The organism is Streptomyces sp. NBC_00443 (assembly GCF_036014175.1).
Lineage (GTDB): Bacteria > Actinomycetota > Actinomycetes > Streptomycetales > Streptomycetaceae > Streptomyces.
In genome coordinates this window covers 7,952,367-7,973,868 of the sequence record NZ_CP107917.1, presented here as the reverse complement: position 1 = coordinate 7,973,868, position 21,502 = coordinate 7,952,367, and the positions used below count along the sequence as shown (strand labels likewise).

The following is a 21,502-nucleotide window of genomic DNA, read 5'->3' as shown; positions in this document are numbered from 1 at the left end:
GGCAGCAGAACCTACACGCACCGCGTTGCGCTCCGATCACCGTGCCCAACTCCCGCTTCAGCAGCCGCAGTCATCGGCACCCGCGCGCGGTGCGGTCAGCGGGTCGGCCTCCCGGCGCTCTCGCCCCTGCCAGGTCTCGTACTCGAAGCCCTCACGCGCCCAGTACTCGAATCCGCCGAGCATCTCCTTCACCTGGTAGCCGAGTTCGGCAAGGGCCAGGGCGGCCCGGGTCGCGCCGTTGCAGCCGGGACCCCAGCAGTACGTCACGACAGGCACGGACCTGTCGAGGAGCTGCTCCGCCTGCTCGGGGATCAGCGCGGTGGGGAGGTGGATCGAGCCGGGGATGTGGCCCTGGTCCCAGGACTCGGTGGAACGGGAGTCCAGGACGACGAAGCCGGGGTCGGCGTCGGCCGCGAGCGCGGCGGCGACGTCGGACACATCGGCGTGGAAGACGAGGCTCGCACGGAAGTGGGCGGCGGCCTCGGCAGGCGTGGCGGGCGCGACGCGCAGGACAGCGTTGGGCGTAGTCGTAGTCGTAGTCGTCATGACCGGAAATCTACGACCGGCGATCCGCGCCCTGAAGAGGAAATCCCCTCCACTCCTCTTGATGCGCCGGGGAATGCCCTGCTATTCCTCGCCCATGACCACGTATTCCCCGGACGCCACCGACTGGCGCATCCTCGACGTCCTCCAGCGCGACGGCCGCGCCAGTTTCGCCGAGCTCGCCAGGGCCGTGTCCATGTCCGCGAGTGCGGTCACCGAGCGGGTGCGGCGGCTGGAGGAGGCGGGCGTCATCCAGGGCTACGCCGCCGTGGTGGACCCCGAGCGGCTGGGCCTGCCGATCCTGGCCTTCGTCCGCCTCCGGTACCCCAACGGCAACTACAAGCCGTTCCACGACCTGGTCGCCGCGACGCCCGAGATCCTGGAGGCCCATCACGTCACCGGTGACGACTGTTTCGTCATCAAGGTCACGGCCCGTTCGATGCGGCATCTGGAGGAGGTGTCCGGCAAGATCGGCACACTGGGCTCGGTGACGACCAGCGTCGTCTACTCCTCCCCTCTGCCCCGCCGCCCGCTGGGCCACTGACGTCATCCCTGCCGGGTCGCCCCTGGGCAACTGGCGTCACCCGACGCCCCGTTGCCGCAGCACTGATCCCGATCTCCCCTTCACGACCTCCAACTGCGCATGGATCCGCCGCCGCAGATCCGCGACATGGCTGACGATCCCGACGCTGCGGTCGCGCTCGCGCAGGGAGTCGAGCACGTCGAGCACCTCGTCGAGGGTCTGGTCGTCGAGGCTGCCGAAGCCCTCGTCGATGAAGAGCGTGTCCAGGCGCACCCCGCCGGCCTCGTCGGTCACGACGTCCGCGAGGCCGAGAGCGAGGGCGAGAGAGGCGAAGAACGTCTCGCCTCCCGACAGCGTCGCCGTGTCCCGCTCCCGCCCGGTCCAGGCGTCGACGACATGCAGCCCGAGCCCGCTGCGGCCACGCCCGGCGCGGTCGTCGGAGTGGACGAGGGTGTAGCGGCCGGACGACATGCGTTGCAGCCGTACGGTCGCGGCGGCGGCGACCTGTTCGAGGCGGGCCGCCAGGACGTACGACTCCAGGCGCATCTTGCGTTCGTTGTCCGACGAGGTTCCGGCGGTGAGCGTGGCGAGGCGGGCCACGCGGTCGTACTCCTGGCGCAGCGGGGCGAGTTGGCGCACGGCGGCGGTCGCGCGCGTGGACAGCCGGTCGAGCTCGGTGCAGCGCCGGGCGGCGGCGTCGCGCGCGGAGGCGGCGTCGCGGGCCCGCTGGACCGCTGCGGCAGCGGCCCGCTCCGCGGACCCCACCTCGGCCGGCGGCTGTTGGGCGGCGACTGAGGTGTCGGTCTCGGCGAGGACGGCGCGTACGGCGGACTCTTCGGACTGCCAGGCGTCGAGCCGATGTTGGAGGTCGCGGTGGGCGGCGTCGTCGAGGAGCGCGGCGGCCGCGGCGTGCGGGGTGTCGAAGCCCGCGCGGAAGGCGGCGTCGGCCAGGCGGGCGTCGGCGTCCTTGAGCCGTTGGGCGATGTCCTCGGCGGCGCGCGCGGTGTCGGCGGCGTCGGTGAGCAGCTCGGCCTGCCGCTCCAGTTGGGCGGCTCGCGCGGCCACGCTGGCGGCGGTGCCGCGGGCCTGCGCCAACTCCCCCTCCAGAGTGGCCCGTTCACGGTCCAGCCGCTCGCGGTGGCCCACCCGGGACGCGACTCCGACCGCAGCCCGGTGCCGGTCGGCGGTCCGCTGCTCGTACTCCGCCTCGGCCCGGCGCAGCTCCTCGTGGGCCGGATGCAGCGCGGACGCCTCCCTGCGGGCCTGCGCCCACAGACGCTCCAGCTCCTCGCAGTGCGTGGCGAGCCGGTCGGTCGGCGAGTCGCCGGCCTCGGCGGTGGCGGCGGCCAGCGCCTCGCGTACGACACCCAGCCGCTGTTCCCTCTCGCTGTGCCGTTCCTCCGCCTGCTGGTAGGCGGTCAGCGCGCGCTCCTCCGCCTCCCGGTCCACGTGCCCGGCATCCTTGCGGGCTGGGGCTGGGTGGTCGGTGGCCCCGCAGACCGCGCAGGGTGCGCCGTCCTGCAGCTGGGCGGCCAGTTCGGCGGCGATGCCGTTCAGGCGCTGTTCCTTGACGTCGAGCCAGTGCGCCTTCGCCTCGAGCACCTGTTCCTGGGCGAGCCGGGCTTGTTCGGCGGCCGCGTCCGTGTCACCGGCGAGCTGGTCACGCAGCCGCGCGGCAGCGAGCCGCTGCTGCGCGGGTTCACGCTGCACGGCGAGCTGCTCGGCCCGGGTCGCGGCGTCCTGGGCGGTGTCGATGCGGGCCTGGAGTGCGGCGCGGCTCTCCTCCCACCCGGCGAGCCATTCTTCGGCGTCCTGCAGCAGGCCCTCGTCGGCCCGTTCCTGACGGTCCAGCTCGTCGCGCTCGTCGACGAGTTCGGCCAGTCGCTGTTCACCGCGACGCGCAGACTCCAGTCCGCCGAGTTCCTCGGCGGCCCGGCGCGCGGCGACCGCGAGCCCGGCGGCGCCTGCCCCCGCGAAGGTCTCCGGCAACAGTCCACGCGCGCGGGCTTCGGCCGCCGCCGCCCGCCGGTGCTCCGCCTCGGCGGCGTCACGCAGCTCCAGCGCGGGTGCCACGGCCTCCGCCTTGCGGGACCGCTCCATCCGGGCCTGCGCCTGCCGGTAGCCGTCGGCGCGCTCCTCCAGCAGCGCGGCCCGCTCCCGTGCCTCGGTGAACCGCCGCTGCAGCCGGGCCACTTCGCGTACGTCGGCCAGGGCGAGCTCGGCGGCTGTCTGGGCGGACTCGGCGGCCAGGAGGCGGCAGTGGGCGATGCTCAGCTGCTCGCGGGCGGTGCTGCGGGCGATGGCGGCAGCACCGAGGATGGCCTCGGCCAGGCCTGGCTCGCCCGGTGCGAGGTCGGCCGGCAACTGCATGGCGTTGCCCGCCGCCTGCTGCATCCGGTGGGCGTCGGCCAGCAACGCGGCGTCGCCGTCCCGCACCCGGGCCTCGGCCGCCCGTCGGCGCTCGGCGAGGCGCTTCTCGACCTCGGCGAAGCGGTGCGTGTCGAAAAGGCGGCCCAGCAGCTTGCCGCGCGCCTCTGCGTCGGCCCGCAGGAAGCGCGCGAAGTCGCCCTGGGGCAACAGCACGACCTGGCAGAACTGCTCACGGCTCATGCCGAGCAGCTGGGTGATCTCCTCGCCGATCTCCTGGTGCGAGCGGCTGAGGTCCTTCCAGGTCCCGGGCCGCACGTCGTACTCACGCAGCCAGGTCTGGGCCTTGTCGACCGTCGTGCCCGAGCCGCGCTTCTTCGGGCGCTCCCAGGGCGGCTGCCGGGTGACCTCCAACCGGCGTCCGGCGACGGTGAGTTCGAGCCGGACCTCCGTGCGGGTGCCGGCCGCGGCGTGATCGCTGCGCAGGGCCATGCCCTGGCCGCTCTGGCGGGCACCCGGCACGGAGCCGTAGAGCGCATAGCATAGGGCGTCCAGGACGGAGGTCTTGCCGGCGCCGGTCGGTCCGTGCAGCAGGAAGAGGCCGGCCAGGGACAGCGCGTCGAAGTCGACGGTCTGCGAACCGCCGAACGGTCCGAAGGCCGTCACGTCGAGGCGATGGAGCCTCACCGCGCCACCTCCCGCACAACCTCGTCGGCCCGCACCGCGTCGAACGCGTCCCTCAGCACGCCCTGTTCGTGCTCGTCCGGCCCGGCCCCGCGCACATGCGCCACGAAGTCCTGCGCGATCTCCTGATCGCTCCTGCCCGCGAGCCGCTGCGCATAGGACACCTCGGGATCGTCGGGCGCCCGCTCGGGGTCGAAGACGAGACTGAGCGTGTGCGGGAAGCGCTCGGCGAGGCGGGCCATGGGGTCGGCCGGGCGCACCGCATCCGTGAGCGTCGCCTCGATCCAGGCCTCCTCGCACCGCGTGAGCGCAGGGTCGGCCAGCAGGTCCTCAAGCGTCCCGCGGATCCTGGCCAGCGCACGCGGCACCGGGCACTCGACCCGCTCGGCGGTGACCGCTCCGTCGGGGTCCAGGTCGACGAGCCACATGCTCTTGCGGTGATCGGCCTCGGAGAAGGAGTACGGCAGCGGCGAGCCCGAGTAGCGGACGCGCTCCGTGATGGTCTGGCAGCCGTGCAGGTGACCCAGCGCCACGTAGTCGACTCCGTCGAAGACCCCCGCGGGCACCGCGGCCACCCCGCCGACGGTGATGTCCCGCTCACTGTCGCTGGCCTCGCCCCCGGTCACGAAAGCGTGCGCGAGGACGACCGACCGCGTGCCACGCGCGCGTGCGGCGAGGTCCGCGCGCACCCGGTCCATGGCGGCGGCGAGCACGGCCTCGTGTCCGGGCTTGTCGACGCCGAACTCGTCCCTCACCAGGGCGGGTTCGAGATACGGCAGCCCATAGAAGGCCACATCGCCGAAGTCGTCCCGCAGCACGACCGGCGTCCCGCACGCCGCCGGCTCGGTCCGCAGATGGACACCCGCGCGACCGATCAGCCCCGCGCCCACACCGAGCCGACGTGCCGAATCGTGATTCCCCGAGATCATCACCGTCGGCACACCGAGGTCGGCGAGCCGGTGCAGGGCGTCGTCGAACAGCTCGACCGCGGCGAGCGGCGGCACCGCCCGGTCGTACACGTCTCCCGACACGACCACCGCGTCCACACCGCGCTCACGCACGGTCGTGACGAGGTGACCGATGAACTCGGCCTGGGCCCCGAGCATGCTCACCCGGTGGAACGCCCTGCCGAGATGCCAGTCGGAAGTGTGCAGCAGCCTCATGATCCCCGAGACTAACGGCCGGGTCTGACAGCACGGGCGGTTACTCCCGTATCGCCCCGTCATGACAGGGACGCCATACGCCTGTTACGGACATTTCACCCACCATGTCCGGCCCGGTGCCGCTCAGCCCAGCTCCTCACGCGTCCCCGTACGCCTCTCCCCCGAGCTCGAACCCCGCCGCCCCTGCCGTCGCGTCCGCCAGCCACGCCCGGAACGCCTCCACGTCGGCGTCCGGCAGACCGATCTCGATCGTCACCGCCTCGCCGTACCGCACGTCCCGGACCTCTCGCCCGGTCGACCTGAGGTCGTTCTCCACCTTGCCCGCGCGCTGGTGGTCGACGGTCACCGTGGCCAGCCGGAAGCGGCGGCGGGTGAGCGTGCCGAGTTCGTCCATCGCCTCCCCCACGGCACCGCCGTAGGCCCGGATGAGCCCGCCCGCGCCGAGCTTCACGCCGCCGTAGTAGCGGGTGACCACGGCGACGACGTACCGCATGTCGCGGCGCAGCAGCATCTGGAGCATGGGGACGCCGGCCGTGCCGCCCGGTTCGCCGTCGTCGCCGGCTTTCTGGATCGCGGCGTCGGCGCCGATGACGTAGGCCCAGCAGTTGTGGGTGGCGTCCGCGTGCTCCTTGCGGATGCCGGCGATGAAGTCCTGGGCCTCCTGCTCGGTGGCCGCCGGGGCGAGCGCACAGATGAAGCGTGAGCGGTTGACCTCGGTCTCGTGCACGCCCGCGTGGGCGACTGTGCGGTACTCGTCCGGCATCCGTCCAGCCTATGCCGACCTTCCCCCGACCCCCGACCCGCGTCCCGAGGCCCGAAGCCCGAGGCCCGAGGCCCGAAGCCCTGAGCCGAAGCCACCGCCGGTCATCGGTTCACGTCGTCTTCTTGCCCCGCGCCACCATCACCCCCGTCAGCAAGGCCGTGCCCGGCGTGAGAGCCCGCCATCTAGTGCCGTGCCAGGCCAGTACGGCGATCGCCGACGTCGGGAACTTCGTACGGACCTCGTCGAGCGCATTGTCTAGGTCGTCGCCCGCGAGGTCGAGGATGAGTTCCTCCAGGCCGGGATTGTGCCCGACCAGCAGCAGCGTCTCGACCTCGGCAGACACCTCGTGCACGACCGCCAGCAGGTCGGGCACGTCGGCCGCGTACAGCCGCGGGTCGTGACGCACCAGTGGCGGCGTGCCCCACTGGGAGGCGGCCAGTTCCCAGGTCGCACGGGCGCGTACGGCGGTCGAGCACAGGGCGAGGTCCGGCAGGCAGTCGGCCTCGGCGAGCATCCGGCCTGCGACCGGGGCGTCGCGCCGGCCGCGTGGGGCGAGCGGGCGTCCGTGGTCGGCGACCCCGTCCGGCCAGGCGGACTTGGCATGCCGCAGGACGACCAGGCGGCGCAGCGGACCCGCTCCCAGGCGCGCGGTCACGCCGGGTTTCCCAGGTCGCGCGCGAGGTCGAGGCCGAGGAGCCGGTCGGCGTAGACGTACGTCTCGAAGCGGGCGCCGTCCGACAGCTCCGGCGCGGTCTCCACCCACCGCAGGACTCCGAGCACGCCGGGTACGTCGAGGTCGTCCTCCCAGGCGGTACGCAGTTCTGTGCGCACCTCGTCGGGGATGGGCCGTGACGGCCGCTGCGCCCAGCCCGCGACGGCACGACGCCAGCGGACGAGTGTGTCGTGGGCCTCGGCCGGCGCGGCCACGTCGAGTCGAACGGGCACGCTTCTGCGATGGGAGAGCAGTGCGAGGCGCAGGGCGGCGGGGTCGCCCTCCTCGGGGGGTGCCTCCGAGTGCACGGGCGAGACGGCGACCCGTACGCCGTCGGGCTCCGCGGTACCTCCTTCGCGCACGACGTGGATCACCTGCGCTTCGCCCAGGCCTCCCGAGGCCGCGTCCCGGCCGTCCTCGAAGGGCCGGATGCCGAGCGCCGCGGCGCCCGCCCGGAGCTCCGCCTGCTGCCTCTCCTCGTCGAGCAGCGACCAGACCGGCGTACCGCCGAGCTCCAGGGCGCGGACGAGGAGGTCGGCGACCAGCAGCACCCGCAGGGCGGTGACGTCGAAGCCCTCCGTATGCGCCTCGATGCGGGTCAGGCCGCGGCGGGCGGGCGCGGCGTCGACGGGCTTGCCGGTTCGGGCGTCGATGATGCGCAGCACGGAGCGAGCGTAGGCGCACGCGCGGTCGTCCGCAGCCATTCGGCCCGCTTTCCGGTCAGCGTGGCGGGCGTCGGGTCTGCCGGGAGTTCGCTGGTCATCCATGGCCGTAGGGCCCATTCACGCGCGCGAGGAGTCTGTCGTACCCAGGCATCGCCACCCCCAGCCGTGCGGAATGCCCGAACGGTACTGCGCACCGGCCCGCCCGGACAGGAGTTCGGGCCAGGGTTCCCAGGATCTCCGGCGTGTCGGGGAATCCTCGCCGGTCGTCGGCCGTTGTGGGTCATGAGAGCAGTTGGACGGCAGGTGCACCAAGCACGGGTACGTACGAAGCACAGGGAGGCCGACGGTGTACGGCGACGAGGCAGCGGTCCGCAGGATCCTCACCGAACTGGGCGACACCTGGGCAGTCGTGGGCCTGTCGTCGAACGAGCGGCGGGCCGCATATGGGGTCGCCGACGTACTGCAGCGCTACGGCAAGCGCATCGTGCCTGTCCACCCCAAGGCGGAGACGGTCCATGGGGAGCGCGGCTATGCCTCCTTGGCGGACATCCCCTTCGACGTGGACGTGGTCGACGTCTTCGTGAACAGCGACCTCGCCGGCCCGATCGCCGATGACGCGGTCGCCAAGGGCGCCAAGGCGGTCTGGTTCCAGCTGGGCGTCATCGACGAGGCGGCGTACGAGCGCACGCGCGCGGCGGGGCTGGAGATGGTCATGGACCGCTGCCCGGCGATCGAGATACCGCGCCTCGGCCCGTCCGACCGCTGAGTCGCCGCTGCACCGATCCGCCGTTTCGCCGAGCCGCCCCCTGAGCCCTCCCCTCCCTGCGACGGCCACCCCATAATGCTCGGGTGACTTCCACCTCCCCCCACCCCAACTCCAGTGCCTCGCAACGCTTTCCGGTCGTCATCGTGGGCGCCGGCCCGGCCGGCCTCACTCTCGGGAACATCCTGCGGGCGGCGTCCGTCGACTGTCTGGTCCTGGAGATCGAGACCCGCCAGTTCATCGAGCAGCGGCCGCGGGCCGGCGTCATCGAGGAGTGGGCCGTACGCGGACTCGAGCAGCGAGGTCTCGCCGACACCCTGCTGGAGCGGGCACAGCGGCACACCGAGTGCGAGTTCCGGTTCGCGGGGGAACGCTACCGGTTCGAGTACGCACAGCTGACGGGCGCTCATCACTGGGTCTACCCCCAGCAGTTCCTGGTGACTGATCTGGTGCGCGAGTACGCGGACGTGCGCGGCGGCGCCATACGCTTCGGCGTGCGGGACGTGCAGCTGCACGACCTCGACTCCGACCGCCCCTCGGTGTCGTACACCTGCCCGGAGACGGGGCAGCGCGAGGTCGTGCACTGCGACTTCGTGGCCGGCTGCGACGGTGCGCGCGGCGCGACACGGGCCGCGCTGCCGGCCGACCGCGCCCACATCTCCCGCAGCGACTACGGCATCGGCTGGCTGGCGCTGCTTGCCGAGGCGCCGCCGTCCTCCGACTGCGTTCTGTTCGGCATGCATCCCAACGGGTTCGCCGGCCACATGCCCCGCAGCGCCGAGGTGACCCGCTACTACCTCGAGTGCCCGCCCGGCGACGACCCGGAGAACTGGTCGCACGACCGGGTCTGGACGGAGCTGCAGCAACGGCTCGGGGCGACCGGCGTGCCGCCGCTGACGGAGGGGCGCCTCATCGAGAAGCGCGTCCTCGACATGCACAACTACGTGGTCGAGCCCATGGTGTTCGGCCGCCTCTTCCTGGCCGGCGATGCCGCTCACCTGACCGCCCCGATCGCCGCCAAGGGCATGAACCTCGCCCTGCACGACGCCTTCCTGCTCGGCGACGGGCTCGTCGCCCACCTGACGAAGGGCGACAGCACCGGTCTGGACGGCTACTCGCAGGCCTGCCTGGCCCGGGTGTGGGACTACCAGGAGTTCTCCCACTGGCTCTCCGAGGTCTACCACGGCACGTCCTCGGGCGACCCCTACCGCGCGGGCACCACTCTCGCCCGCCTGCGCCGCATCTTCGGCTCCCCGACCGCGGCGATGGCGTTCGCGGAGCAGTACCTGGGCAAGCACGCGCACGCCTGACTACGCCGGCTCGGGACCGAGGTCGCCTTCGAGGACGGTCCGGGTGATCGGGGGACGGTCCCACAGGGCGAGGATCTCGTTGGCGAGGTCCACGATCGGGAGCGGGTGCGGGGCCCCGTCCACCAGGATGGCGGCGGCCGACAGGCTGCGCGGGACGGCCCCGGCGGCGAGCAGGACGCGCCACTCCTGCGGGCCGAGCGCCAGGAACTCCAGCCCGGTCAGCTTGGCGATCTCCCGCGGATCGGCGAGCGTGCCGGAGTATGCGGTGAGGGTGCGCAGGCGCGGCAGGCCGGTGAGGGGCGCGAGGCTGAACGGCGCACCGTCCCACACACCGATGCTCAGCGCTTCCAGTTCGGGGTGGGCGGCGGCCTGGATGCTGGTCAGGCTGCTGCTGTTGACCCACACCACGGCCGGGGGCCGGTCCCCGCGGGAGCCGGCCCCGCTTCCCCGCTCTCCCCGTTCAGCACCAGATCGGTCAGCGAGTCGGCGAGCAGTTCGGCGCCGATGTTCCACTCGTGGCTGAGCATGACGATCTGCCCGAGGTGCCCGCGCGGACCGGGTGTCAGGTCGACCGCGATACGGTCGCCGCCGCCGTTGTCGCCGAAGACGATCCAGCCGGGTGAGCCGACCAGTTGCTGCACCGCGGCGTCGGGCGCGGTGACGACCGCCTCCATCGCCGCGAACTCCCAGCGGCAGGGGCGGGCGGACGCGTCGGCGACGAACAGGTCCTCCAGTGCGAGGAGTTCACAGCCGACCGCGTCGTAGACGACTGCCGCCGTCTCGTAGTCGCCCCAGTCCGCCCACCGCGCCCGCGTCACCCGGTAGAGCGCCTTGAGTTCGTCGGGCAGCGTGACGCCGAGGCGTGCTTCCGCGGCGGCGATCTCCGCCTCGGTGGCGCCGATGGCGTCGGGGAGCCGCTCGCGCAGGGTCCGTTCCAGCTGCGCCGGGTCCGCCGACGGCGCCCGCACCGCGCCGGGCATCGGATCGGGCAGGCGGCGCCACGGCTCGGCCACGGCGTCCTCGACCAGGAGGAGCGGCCCAGGGTACGGACAGGCGATACCGGGATCCGCTGCGGGACCACAACTGATCAGATGGAGCACGGTCGGACCCGCCGGCGAGATCTCGGCCACGAAGGCGATCTCGCCGGTGTCGGCCTCCAGGAGCGCGTTGCGCACCACCTCGACCGCGTCCCACTCGTCCTGCATGTCCTCGACCTGGGCGGCTCGCCCCGGCTCCGGTGACCGGTGCCGCACGGGCACGCTCCACCCGTACACGCCGATCTGGCCGGTCACATAGCCGCCCGGAGCGGCCAGGCGCTCCAAGTTGCCCGCCCGCAGGACCCGCAGGATGGGTTCCCAGGTCGCGAAGTCATGTATCGAGGGCAAGGGTGGCCTCCGGTCGTTCCGTCGATCGTGACGGAGCCGATTATCGCTGGGATCGGTCGTTCATCCGCCGGGCGGGGCGGCCGGCTTCAGTCGTGCAGCGGCCGGTCGCTGAGCCGATGGTCCGCCACGTTCAGCGCCTCGTCGACGAGGCGGCGCAGATGGCCGTCGCGGAGCGAGTAGATCACCCGGCGGCCTTCCTTGCGCGTGTTCACCAGACCGGCGAGACGCAGCCGCGCCAGATGCTGGCTCACGGCGGGCCGAGCCGCGCCGCAGGCCTCGGTGAGGGTCGTGACATCGGCCTCGCCGGCCGTCAGGGCGTGCAGCAGCGTGAGGCGGGTGCGGTCGCCCAGCAGGGCGAGGAGTTCGGCGGCGAGCGCGAACTGCTCCTCGCCCGGGGTGCGTGGGTGCGCATCGTGTGCAGTTGATAGGTGCATGCGTGCGCTCATACGCACATAATGGCCTCGTGGACGGCCCGCGTCCACACCCGCGCAACGGATCTCCGCACTCACGCGACGGAAGGGGACGCCGTGGGCGACCGGCACGAGCACGAGCACCACCATGGGCACCGCCACGGTCACGACCGGGACTCAGCGAACGAGCACGCGCACGCGCATCCCCACCCCCACGACCATCCCGGCCCCCACGACCACTCCCCCACCGGTGTCCGCCACCGCCTCGCCCACCTCCTCACCCCCCACTCCCACGAGACGGCCGACAAGCTCGACTCCGCCCTGGAGTCATCGGTCCGCGGCATGCGTGCCCTGTGGGTCTCGCTGGCGGTGCTCGGTCTGACGGCACTCGCCCAGGCGGTCGTGGTGGTGGCGTCCGGGTCGGTGGCGCTGCTCGGCGACACGGTGCACAACACCGCGGACGCGCTGACCGCCGTACCGCTCGGCATCGCGTTCGTCCTGGGCCGGCGCGCGGCCAATCGCCGCTTCACCTACGGCTACGGACGGGCGGAGGATCTCGCGGGCATCGCCATCGTGCTGACGATCGCCGCGTCCGCGGCATTCGCGGCGTGGACGGCTGTCGACCGTCTCCTCGACCCGCGCCCCATGCAGCAGATCCCGGCCGTGGCCGTGGCGGCGCTCGTCGGGTTCGCGGGCAACGAGTGGGTGGCCCGTTACCGGATCCGGGTCGGCCGGGCGATCGGCTCGGCCGCGCTGGTGGCGGACGGCCTGCATGCGCGGACGGACGGATTCACCTCACTTGCCGTCCTGTTGAGCGCGGGCGGTGCGGCACTGGGGTGGCAACTCGCGGACCCGATCGTGGGGTTGGCGATCACGGCCGCGATCACGCTGGTGCTGCGGGACGCGGCGCGCGAGGTGTTCCGGCGGGTGATGGACGCCGTGGACCCGGCCCTGGTGGACCGGGCCGAGCGGGCGCTGCGGGAGGTCGAGGGCGTGCGCGAGGTCGGCGAGTTGCGGTTGCGCTGGATCGGGCACCGGCTGCGCGCCGAGGTGGCGGTCGTCGTGGACGGCGAGGCGACGGTACGGCAGGCGCACGCCATCGCCGTCGACGCCGAACACGCGCTGCTGCACGCGGTACCCCGGCTCACCGCGGCCCTGGTCCACGCCGACCCGGCACCGGTGCCGGGCGAGGCGGATCCGCACCACGCCCTCGCCCACCACACCGCGGCCTGAACCCGCGTACTCAGGCGACGCCGAGCCCCTCCAGTACGACCGCCCCCGGCAGCTCGGCGAACGCCTTCCCCGGCACCAGCAGCTTGCCGCGCCGCCGGCCGCTGCCGACCAGGACGTACGGCAGGTCGAGGACGGTCGAGTCCACCAGCACCGGCCAGCCGTCCGGCAGCCCGATCGGGGTGATGCCGCCGTACTCCATGCCGGTCTCGCTCGTCGCCGTGTCCATCGAGGCGAACGAGGCCTTACGGGCGCCCAGTTGACGGCGCACCACGCCGTTGACGTCGACCCGGGTGGTGGAGAGCACGACGCAGGCGGCCAGTGTCGTCTCGCCGCCGCGCTTGCCGGCGACGACGACGCAGTTCGCGGACTGTTCGAGCAGCTCCCGCCCGTAGTGCTCCACGAACACGGCGGTGTCGGCCCACTGCGGATCGGTCTCGACGTAGATGATCTGCTCGGCGGGGACGCTGCCGTGCCACTGGCGCACGGCGTCGGCGACCGGTCCGGTGAGCTCGTCGAGGCAGTCCGGGGCGGGGGCGGCGTGGTCGAAGTGTCCGATGGGTGCGTCCATGCGCGCACGCTAACAGGACCGTCGAGGCTCCCGGCCGGGCGTCTCAGTGCACCAGGGGGACCGAGACCGTCAGCGTCATCTGCATCGGGACTTCGCCGTGATTGGCGTAGGCGTGCGGGGCGTTGGCGTCGAAGGTGACGCTGGAGCCGGCCGCGACGCGATACTCCACACCCTCGACGGTCAGGGTCAGTTCACCCGTCGTCACATGGGCGATCTCGACCGTACCGGCGGGATGCGGGTCCGATCCGCTGTTCTCGCCCGGCATCAGCTTCCAGTCCCACATCTCCAGCGGACCGGGCGCCTCCGTGCCGGCGAGGAGCCTGCTGTAGCTGCCCCCTTCGGTGTGCCACAGCCGTACCACCTGCTCGGGCGGGACGACGCGCACCTTCGGGCCCTGCTCGTAGTCGAGGAGGGTCGTGATGCTGACCCCGAGCGCGTCGCCGATCTTGACCACGGTGCCGAGGCTCGGGTTCGTGCGGGCCTGTTCGATCTGGATGAGCATGCCGCGGCTGACCCCGGCACGCGCGGCGAGGGTGTCCAGGGTGAAGCCGCGCTCGGTGCGCCAGCGCTTGACGTTGCGCGCCAGGGACTGGGTCAGCAGGTCGAGGTCCGACACATTCCGTCCAACGTTGCGGAGTCGAATATTCTGGATGACAGGGTTCACCCGACTGCACTACGGTGGGCTGCACCTCATCGTCCACCGAACTGTACTGCGAGGCACTCGTGACAGCACTCTTCGCCCTGGCCACCAGCCTGCTGTGGGGGCTGGCGGACTTCGGGGGCGGACTGCTGACACGACGCGCCCCGGCCCTGACGGTGGTCGTCGTCTCGCAGGGGATCGCGGCGACCGTGCTCGGCGTGATCGTGGTCGCCACCGGCGCCTGGAGCGAGGCCGGCGACCAGCTCTGGTTCGCGGTGGCCGCCGGAGTGGTGGGCCCGGTCGCCCTGCTCTGCTTCTACAAGGCGCTCGCGCTGGGCCCGATGGGCGTGGTCTCCCCGCTCGGCACCGTCGGCGTGGCCGTCCCGGTCGGGGTCGGCCTCCTCCTCGGCGAGCGGCCAGGACTGATGCAGGTCGCGGGGATCGCCGTCGCCGTGCTCGGTGTGGTGCTCGCGGGCGGTCCGCAACTGCGGGGCGCACCCGTGCAGCGGCAGGCCATCCTGCTCACGCTGGTCGCGGCTTTCGGCTTCGGCGCGGTGTTCGCGCTGATCGCGGAGGCGTCGACCACCATCACGGGCCTGTTCCTCGCGCTCTTCGTCCAGCGCGTGGTCAACGTGGTGGCGGGCGGCCTCGCCCTGTACACCTCCGTGCGGCGGGGCGCCGCCGCGCTCCCGGACGGCGTTTTCCCCTGGCGGACCCTGCCGGCACTCGCCTTCGTCGGCCTCGCCGATGTGGCAGCCAACGGCACCTATGTGATCGCCGCCCACCAGGGCCCGGTCACCGTGGCCGCGGTGCTCGCCTCCCTCTACCCGGTGGTGACGGCGGTCGCCGCGCGCGGCTTCCTCAGGGAGCGGTTGCGGGGAGTGCAGGCTGCGGGTGCGGGGCTCGCGCTGGTGGGCACGCTGCTGCTGGCGACCGGCTGACTCAGGACTCCGCGTCCAGATCGGCGAATTCGGCAGCCGCCGGCTCATCCGGCAGCGCCACCGCCTTCTCGTCCAGCCCGTCCCGCTTCGCCACCGCCTTCTCGTCCAGCTCCGCCAGCCTCGCCACCGTCTCGTCGTCCAGTTCGGCCAGCGCCTGCAGTTGTTCGGGGTGATCCCGTCGGGTATCGGCACGGGCGCCGGGGTCCGAAGCGGCGGCTGCCACCCGTCGTCGGGTGTCCAGCGCCGTACGACACGGGCGGGCGCCCCAGCGACGACGGCGTGGTCGGGCACCACGCCCCGGACCACCGCGCCGGCCGCGACCACGACGTTCCGCCCGATCCGCGCTCCCGGCAGGATCACGGCCCCGGTACCGATCCAGCACCCCGGGCCGATCTCGACCGGCTCCATCCGCGGCCACTGCTTGCCGATGGGCTCGTGCGGATCGTCGTACGAATGGTTCGTGGACGTGACGTACACGTACGGCCCGAAGTAGCAGTCGCTGCCGATGGTGACCGTCGTGTCGGCGATGACATGGCTGCCGCGGCCCAGCACGACACCGTCCCCGATCCGCAGGATCGGCTCCGGGCCGAGGTCGAGGTCGGGCATCAGACCCGCCGTCAGCGTCACCTGCTCGCCGACGATGCAGTGGGAGCCGAGGTGGATCCAGGGTTCGCCGAAGACCGTGCCGAGCGGGAAGGCCAGCCGGGTGGCCTCGCCGATCGAGCCGAAATGGAAGCGGCCGGGGTTCTCGGACGTCACCGAACCCGTGCGCTGCACCCAGGCCCAGCCCGCATGGACGGCGCGCTGTGTGAGGCTGCGCCGCCAGGACGAGAACGTGTTCTTGCGCTTGGGCACCCGCTTACCGTACTGAGCGTGCCGGGCCCTTATGCGGTCGAGGGCCTGTGATCTTCGCCCTACCGGGTGGCGTACCGTGCGCAGTGTCTACGACGTTTGCGGTGAGGAGAGGGCGATGGCGCAGAAGGCACTGGTCATGGGCATCGGGGGCCGGGAACCGAAGATCGACGAGACCGCGTTCGTGGCGCCCACCTCGTCGGTGATCGGGGACGTGACGCTGGAGGCCGGGGCCAGTGTTTGGTACGGCGCTGTCGTACGGGGTGATGTGGAGCGGATCTCTGTCGGGGCCGAGTCCAATGTTCAGGACAACTGCACGTTGCATGCCGACCCCGGGTTCCCGGTGACCATCGGGGCGAGGGTGTCGGTCGGGCACAACGCCGTGGTGCATGGCGCGACCGTTGAGGACGACTGTCTGATCGGGATGGGGGCGACTGTGCTGAACGGTGCCGTGATCGGGGCCGGGTCCTTGGTCGCTGCTCAGGCTCTGGTGCCGCAGGGAATGCAGGTACCGCCCGGGTCCCTGGTCGCGGGGGTTCCTGCGAAGGTGAAGCGGGAGCTGACGGAGGAAGAGCGTCAGGGCGTCACACTCAACGGAACCATGTATGCGGAGCTGGCGAAGGCTCACCAGAAAGAGCACGGGGCATAGGGTCCTGCGCGGCCTGCGGGTTCGCGGAGGCTGATCGCGCAGTTCCCCGCGCCCCTTGAGGGGCGTTCAGTCCCCGGCCGCTACCGGTTCCGGCTCCCGGTGTGCCACCTGCGCCTTCTTCGCCTTGCGCTTGATGATCAGCATCGACGTCAGGCCGATCAGGACGGCTGCCACCAGACCCAGCCACGAGAAGCGCTTCAGCCAGGACTCGGCGACCACGCCGACGTAGTAGATGACCGCGGTCGTGCCGCCCGCCCAGAGGATGCCGCCGAAGACGTTGGCGATCAGGAACTTCCAGTACGGCATCCGCAGGACGCCCGCGAGGGGCCCGGCGAAGATGCGCAGGAGGGCGACGAAGCGGCCGAAGAAGACGGCCCACATGCCCCACTTCTGGAAGGAGCGCTCGGCGGTGGCGATATGGCCCTCGCTGAAGTGCTTGGGGAATTTCGCGGCCAGCCATGCCAGTAGTGGGCGGCCGCCCTTGCGGCCGATCGCGTAGCCGATGGAGTCACCGATGATCGCGCCCGCGGTCGCGCAGGCGCCCAGCACGAAGGGGTCGATCTCACCGTGCTGTGAGGCGAGCAGCGCCGAGGAGACCAGGATGATCTCGCCGGGCAGCGGGATACCCAGGCTCTCCAGCCCGATGACCACGCCGACCAGCAGATAGATCGCGAGCGGGGGCACCGTTTCGAGCCATTCCTGGACGTGCAACGCCGCTTCCTCCCATGTCGTGCGCCCTGCGTTTCCCGGCGCACGCTCGGTCGTGAGCGCGCGCCGGGGCAGCCTACCCGCTCTGAGTGACGCTCTCGGCGTCCCACAGGTTGCACTGGTGCTCACGGTGCACAGCGGTGCTCGGCGCGTTCCCGCCGGCGGACGTGGTGCGCAGGGACAGCACCGTCCCGGGCCGGGTCGGCATCGCGGGCTGCCCTGTGGCGCGCGGCACTCCGTCGCGGACGAAGGAGCCCCAGTACTGGATCATCTGCCGCGCCAGCGTCCGCTGCTCGGCGTTCAGCGGTGACCTCAGCCCGAAGTGCTTGAAGAGGTACTGCACCTCGTTGACGTGGGTCGCGCCGAAGTCGAAGTCCGTGCCGAGGTTGCGCAGGGAGGCGAAGGGCGGGGAGGAGCGGTCGGCGAACTCGTACGCGTAGACCTTCCCGCGCCCGGCGAGGGTGCCGTCGAGGCGGAGCGCCGGGCAGGCGAACAGCTGGTCGCCCTGGGCGGTGGCGTGCGCGATGGTCGGCGAGGGGTGGGCGGACAGCGGGTAGCGCGCGAGGGCCTCGTCGCCGTAGTCCTCCCGCATGACGGCCGGGTACTGCTCGGCGGTGAGCGGGGTCCCGCTCAGGTCGAACCGGGCGAAGGCGAACAGCCGGCCCTCGTCCTGATTGGCCCCGTTCATGACCGGCACGCCAGAAGCGGCCCCGCGCGCGAACGCCTCCTCGGGCTGCCTCGGCAGGAAGGCGCCGCCGACCACCGGCGCCCAGTCGAACGCGCTCTGCGCGGCCAGGACCTCCGCAGCCGGCTTGGCGCGCAGACAGGCCAGGTCGGCACAGCCGAGCTTCTGCGCGAAGTCGGCCCCCTGCGCCACGGCCGTACGGTGGGGACGGGCACCACAGTCGCCGTACGCCCCGCTCTGGATGATCCCGGCCCGGAACAGCCCCTTCGCCGTCGGCGAGGCGAGCTGGGTGCAGACGGAGCGGCCGCCCGCCGACTCGCCCGCGATGGTCACGCGGCCCGGATCGCCGCCGAGGCGGCCGATGTTGGCGCGCACCCAGCGCAGGGCGGCCTGCTGGTCGAGCATGCCGAAGTTGCCGGAGACGCCGTCGCGCGCCTCGCCGTCAAGCCCGGTCGTGGCGAGGAAGCCCATCGCCCCGAGGCGGTAGTTCACGGTCACGACGACGGTGCCGGTCTGCCGGGCGAAGGTGTCGGGGACGACGTCCCGGCCGGCCCCGGCGGTGAGCCCTCCGCCGTGGAACCAGACCAGGACCGCGCGACGGGCGGCGCCTTCGGGGACGTACACATTGAGGTCGAGACAGTCCTCGGTGTGGCTGGGCTGCTCGTAGCCGGGGTCCCAACTCGCGCTTTGCACACAGGTGTTGCCGAAGTCCCGTGCCGTAAGCACTCCTTGCCAGGGCCGGACCGGGCGCGGCTCCCTCCAGCGGAGCTTCCCGACGGGCGGCTCGGCGTAGGGGATGCCGAGGAACTGTCTGCCCTCGGCGGTGTATTCACCCCGCACCCAGCCCGCGTCCGTGCGGACGTCAGGTGGGTCGGCGGCGGCTTGAGCGGGCGCGGGCGTGACGAGCGCGGCCGCGAGGGCCATCAGCGCGACGGACATACGACGTAACACCGGTCCACCTCCACATTTGTCCACTGTCGAAGGTTCAAGCGGGGCTGCTGGGCGCGGCGGGAAAACTATGAGCGTCAGTTACTCGTGTCAACAAGGCGCACAAGAAACGGCCGAATGACGCGGGGAACGAAGGAGGGGTCACCCCGGCGGGGTGACCCCTGACGTGACGGAGGCCTAGCGCAGGACGGAGTCGAGCGTCGCGCCGGTCGCGCCCACGACCGTGGAGACCGTGGCCGGCACCTTGGCGGGGAGGGCCACGACGGCGTCGACGGGGGTGGCGGGCTCGGCTCCGCTGCCGGAGTCGTCCTGGACGTATCGCGTCTCGTAGTGGGACTGCGGGTCCCCCTCCGGCAGGTCCTGCCCATCGCGCGGAGACTCCGCGTCGGGCGGCTGGGGGACGGCGTCCCCCCGCGACCCGTGCTCGGGTTCCGAGGGGGCGTCGGGCTGCGCGGGTGTCCCGTTCTCCTGCCCCTTCCTCCCCTCCGGCTTCCCCTCTCCCTTCTCCTTTCCCTTCTTCCCCGCCTTCTCCTCTGTCTTCTCGGACCCGGATCTCTCCCCGCGTACGTCTGCGAGCCCGCCGTCGAGCATCCAGCGCTGCGCCTCCGACCCGTCCCGTTCGGCGACCACCACGCTCACGCCCTCACCGGACGCGACGGCCGATCCCTCGGACCGGCGCGGCAGAAGCTCGCCGTGGACGGTGAGGTCGTAGCGCACCTCGCCGGCGTGCGCGAGGCAGTCCGCCAGGACGACCGTGCCCTCGTCGATGTCGGAGTCGAGGCAGAGGGTGGGGTCGGCGGCGCTGCCCAGCAGGCCGTTGTCCCGGTACGACCACTGCTGGGAAGCGGCGGACGAGCACTCCGCCAGCTCGGCCCGGGCACCGGTGCGGACCTCGCCGTCGCGGAGGTCCAGGCACAGGCCCCGGTCGAGGTTGCGGAGCCGGCCCTGAGCGATCTCGACAGGGTTCTCGGCCGAGGCGGCCGACGGTGAGCCGCCGGACGAAGGCGGGGACACCGCGCCCGGGTGGAGGGTCTTGCCGCTTGGCGCGCCCCAGGTGGCACCCGGGGCGGGGACGCCGCTCTCCTCGGTCCAGCCCTTGGCCGCGAGGACCGTCACAAGCAGCGCGAGAGCGGTGAGACCGACCCCCATGGCGACGGCCTTCGGACGGACGCGCGGCGGAGCCAGGCGCTCGGGACGGTGCCGCCCACCGTGTCGCGGGCCGTCCAATGGCGTCGGCCCCGAGCCGCCCCGCCTGGGACGGGAGTCGAGATAGCGCCGGGGGCCCCAGCCGAGCACGGTCTCGGCGAGCAGCATTTCGAGGCCGCCCTCGAAGTGGCTGAGCTGCTCGGCGGCGTGACGGCAGTAGCGGCACTCCATCAGATGCTGCTGGACATCGGGCAGCAGGGCACCGCCCCGGCGAATGGGGACATCCAGGAGACGGTTGTAGTAACGGCATTCCCGGGTGGGCGCGAGTTCGCCGTGGGCGCGGACGCAGCCCCTCCTGAATTGCTCGCGCACTCCCTCCAGTGCCGCCGACGCGGTGGCCGCATCCACCCCCAGCAGACCAGCGGGTACGGTTATCGGTTCCGCCTCGACCTCGGTGTGCCAGAGAAGGCATTGCGAGGCCCCCGACAGAGCGCGGAATGCGCGTTCGGCGATGTGCCGCCTTTCGGGCGTCACGGACCGCGCGGCACGCAGCCCGCGGCCGCCCGTCGGTTTGACGAGTTCCGGCAACAGAGCGGAAATTTGGCCGTCTGCCGCCCACTCCTTCACCAGATCCCTTACCGCGGCGAGGAGTTGGGGACGCAGGGCGCCGCCGCCCGGTCGGCCGAGCACGCGATGGAACGCGGCGGCGGCCACCATGGAGGCCGAACTCTCCGTGGACACCAGGCAGATGGCGGCGTAGTCGTAGGTGGCGCGCCAGTGCCGGGCCATCAGCAGTGCGACGGCACGGCCGTTCGCACCGGCCTTGCCGAGGCTCGCGACGAGATCCCGGTCCGACTCCGAGGGGCTCGCCCCGGGTCGTGGCGGGTAGGGCGGTCGTGGGGGGTAAGGGGATTGCACTGAACCATTTCCTTCCCGGCCTCAGGACGGCATGGGGAATGCACGTCCGTCGGAAAGCAGGTGCCTGATTGGTGCGTACCTAGGCCGCGTCACCTCTGGACCGGCTATCGGGCCGCTCACTTTCGCACAAGCGACGCACAGGAAACAAGAAGTTCGAGTGACCAACGTTCAAAAGACGAGAAATTCAGAATAGTTACCGGCGGTATCCGCACCCGCATTCGATAGCACCACCGGGATGCACGCCCAAGTTGTGTGCAGCCACGGACACTTGGTCCACAGAATCTTCAACTCCGCATCGACCGCAGGACACAGAAGAGGGGCCCCGCGCGCTCGGCGGGGCCCCTCTTCGCAGTCGTACGGCCGACTCAGCCGTTCGGCCGCAGCGTCCAGACGACCGTCATCTCCCCGGTGACGGCTCCGTCACCGCGCTGGATCTCGATGGCCACGGGGAACTCGGGCCGCTCCCCCGCGTCCAGCTCGGCGACGACGTCGGCGGCCGGACGGCCCAGCGTCGCGGTGGCGGTGACGGCGCCCATGGCGAGCTTCTTGTAGGCGATCTCGGCACTGACGGCGAGCGGGACGGCGCGCGCGAGCTGATCGCCGAACGCGGCCAGCACGATCGCCCCGCTGGCGGACTCCCCGAGCGTGAACATGGCGCCGGCGTGCGGCCCGCCCACGTGGTTGTGGTACTCCCCCTGGTCCGGCAGAGCCACCACGGCCTTGTCCGGCGTGGTCTCCAGGAACTCGAGGTTCAGGGTCCGGGCCATGGGCACGGTGGCGGCGAGCATCTCGCCGATCGACATCTGGTCTGCGCTCATGCCGGTCATGTTACCCACGAGTAGGCTCCAGGGAACAGGGCGTGTGACGGAACAGATAGGTGGTCGGTGTAAGGGGACAGTGGAGGTGACGGGCGGCGGACGGCGTTC

The 21,502-nt window shown here is 72.1% G+C and carries 19 protein-coding genes and 2 pseudogenes; 6 read left to right on the top strand and 15 right to left on the bottom strand.

Annotated features, from left to right (window positions below; translation table 11 throughout):
* Window positions 1-57: 57 nt before the first annotated feature.
* A complete protein-coding gene (locus tag OHO27_RS36330) occupies window positions 58-546 on the bottom strand; it encodes a rhodanese-like domain-containing protein (RefSeq protein WP_328429171.1) in 489 nt (162 codons plus the stop codon).
* A 94-nt stretch (window positions 547-640) separates the two neighbouring features.
* On the opposite strand from OHO27_RS36330, the gene OHO27_RS36325 reads away from it, so the two are divergent.
* On the top strand, window positions 641-1,087 hold the full coding sequence (locus OHO27_RS36325; RefSeq protein WP_328429170.1) for an Lrp/AsnC family transcriptional regulator: 447 nt from the start codon (window positions 641-643) through the stop codon (window positions 1,085-1,087).
* Window positions 1,088-1,123: 36 nt separating this feature from the next.
* On the opposite strand, the gene OHO27_RS36320 is transcribed toward OHO27_RS36325, so the two are convergent.
* From OHO27_RS36320 to OHO27_RS36300, 5 genes are all read right to left on the bottom strand, one after another.
* Window positions 1,124-4,120: an SMC family ATPase gene (locus OHO27_RS36320; RefSeq protein ID WP_328429169.1), complete on the bottom strand. Its 2,997-nt coding sequence runs from the start codon at window positions 4,118-4,120 to the stop codon at window positions 1,124-1,126.
* Complete coding sequence (locus tag OHO27_RS36315; RefSeq protein ID WP_328429168.1) at window positions 4,117-5,280, bottom strand: exonuclease SbcCD subunit D; 1,164 nt, start codon at window positions 5,278-5,280, stop codon at window positions 4,117-4,119. Before OHO27_RS36315 ends, OHO27_RS36320 begins: the two co-directional genes overlap by 4 nt.
* 136 nt (window positions 5,281-5,416) lie before the next feature.
* On the bottom strand, window positions 5,417-6,043 hold the full coding sequence (locus OHO27_RS36310) for a YigZ family protein (RefSeq protein ID WP_328429167.1): 627 nt from the start codon (window positions 6,041-6,043) through the stop codon (window positions 5,417-5,419).
* A gap of 109 nt (window positions 6,044-6,152) precedes the next feature.
* On the bottom strand, window positions 6,153-6,698 hold the full coding sequence (locus OHO27_RS36305; RefSeq protein WP_328429166.1) for a SixA phosphatase family protein: 546 nt from the start codon (window positions 6,696-6,698) through the stop codon (window positions 6,153-6,155).
* Entirely contained in the window at window positions 6,695-7,420 is a 726-nt protein-coding gene (locus OHO27_RS36300; RefSeq protein WP_328429165.1) for a hypothetical protein, read from the bottom strand. The genes OHO27_RS36305 and OHO27_RS36300 overlap by 4 nt, the downstream gene beginning before the upstream one ends.
* A gap of 346 nt (window positions 7,421-7,766) precedes the next feature.
* Here OHO27_RS36300 and OHO27_RS36295 point away from each other — a divergent pair, with 346 nt between their 5' ends.
* Together OHO27_RS36295 and OHO27_RS36290 are read left to right on the top strand one after the other, a co-directional pair.
* A complete protein-coding gene (locus OHO27_RS36295; RefSeq protein ID WP_328429164.1) occupies window positions 7,767-8,186 on the top strand; it encodes a CoA-binding protein in 420 nt (139 codons plus the stop codon).
* A gap of 83 nt (window positions 8,187-8,269) precedes the next feature.
* A complete protein-coding gene (locus OHO27_RS36290) occupies window positions 8,270-9,493 on the top strand; it encodes a 4-hydroxybenzoate 3-monooxygenase (RefSeq protein ID WP_328429163.1) in 1,224 nt (407 codons plus the stop codon).
* Here the strand turns inward: OHO27_RS36290 and OHO27_RS36285 are convergent.
* A pseudogene (locus OHO27_RS36285) lies at window positions 9,494-10,878 on the bottom strand (SMI1/KNR4 family protein). It lies immediately after the preceding gene.
* 86 nt (window positions 10,879-10,964) lie between these two features.
* Window positions 10,965-11,324, bottom strand: coding sequence for an ArsR/SmtB family transcription factor (locus OHO27_RS36280; RefSeq protein WP_328429162.1), 360 nt, complete (start codon window positions 11,322-11,324; stop codon window positions 10,965-10,967).
* Window positions 11,325-11,405: 81 nt separating this feature from the next.
* Between OHO27_RS36280 and OHO27_RS36275 the strand changes: the two genes are divergently transcribed.
* A complete protein-coding gene (locus OHO27_RS36275; RefSeq protein ID WP_328429161.1) occupies window positions 11,406-12,521 on the top strand; it encodes a cation diffusion facilitator family transporter in 1,116 nt (371 codons plus the stop codon).
* Between the two features lie 10 nt (window positions 12,522-12,531).
* On the opposite strand, the gene OHO27_RS36270 is transcribed toward OHO27_RS36275, so the two are convergent.
* Window positions 12,532-13,089, bottom strand: coding sequence for a YbaK/EbsC family protein (locus OHO27_RS36270; protein WP_328429160.1), 558 nt, complete (start codon window positions 13,087-13,089; stop codon window positions 12,532-12,534).
* A gap of 43 nt (window positions 13,090-13,132) precedes the next feature.
* The gene (locus tag OHO27_RS36265; RefSeq protein ID WP_328429159.1) at window positions 13,133-13,705 is read right to left on the bottom strand and encodes a helix-turn-helix domain-containing protein; all 573 of its coding nucleotides are present in this window, start codon (window positions 13,703-13,705) and stop codon (window positions 13,133-13,135) included.
* Window positions 13,706-13,812: 107 nt separating this feature from the next.
* On the opposite strand from OHO27_RS36265, the gene OHO27_RS36260 reads away from it, so the two are divergent.
* Window positions 13,813-14,670, top strand: coding sequence for a DMT family transporter (locus OHO27_RS36260; protein ID WP_328429158.1), 858 nt, complete (start codon window positions 13,813-13,815; stop codon window positions 14,668-14,670).
* 1 nt (window position 14,671) lies between these two features.
* Here OHO27_RS36260 and OHO27_RS36255 read toward each other — a convergent pair.
* Window positions 14,672-15,525 (bottom strand): annotated as a pseudogene (locus OHO27_RS36255) (acyltransferase).
* Between the two features lie 115 nt (window positions 15,526-15,640).
* On the opposite strand from OHO27_RS36255, the gene OHO27_RS36250 reads away from it, so the two are divergent.
* Complete coding sequence (locus tag OHO27_RS36250) at window positions 15,641-16,171, top strand: gamma carbonic anhydrase family protein (protein WP_328429157.1); 531 nt, start codon at window positions 15,641-15,643, stop codon at window positions 16,169-16,171.
* 66 nt (window positions 16,172-16,237) lie between these two features.
* On the opposite strand, the gene OHO27_RS36245 is transcribed toward OHO27_RS36250, so the two are convergent.
* The 4 genes from OHO27_RS36245 to OHO27_RS36230 form a co-directional block, all read right to left on the bottom strand.
* Window positions 16,238-16,882 (bottom strand): DedA family protein, encoded by a 645-nt coding sequence (locus tag OHO27_RS36245; protein WP_328429156.1) that lies wholly within the window; start codon window positions 16,880-16,882, stop codon window positions 16,238-16,240.
* Between the two features lie 73 nt (window positions 16,883-16,955).
* The gene (locus OHO27_RS36240) at window positions 16,956-18,515 is read right to left on the bottom strand and encodes a carboxylesterase/lipase family protein (protein ID WP_328429155.1); all 1,560 of its coding nucleotides are present in this window, start codon (window positions 18,513-18,515) and stop codon (window positions 16,956-16,958) included.
* 174 nt (window positions 18,516-18,689) lie between these two features.
* A complete protein-coding gene (locus tag OHO27_RS36235) occupies window positions 18,690-20,576 on the bottom strand; it encodes an RICIN domain-containing protein (RefSeq protein WP_328429154.1) in 1,887 nt (628 codons plus the stop codon).
* 365 nt (window positions 20,577-20,941) lie between these two features.
* The gene (locus OHO27_RS36230) at window positions 20,942-21,379 is read right to left on the bottom strand and encodes a DUF4442 domain-containing protein (RefSeq protein WP_328430654.1); all 438 of its coding nucleotides are present in this window, start codon (window positions 21,377-21,379) and stop codon (window positions 20,942-20,944) included.
* Window positions 21,380-21,502 lie beyond the last annotated feature (123 nt).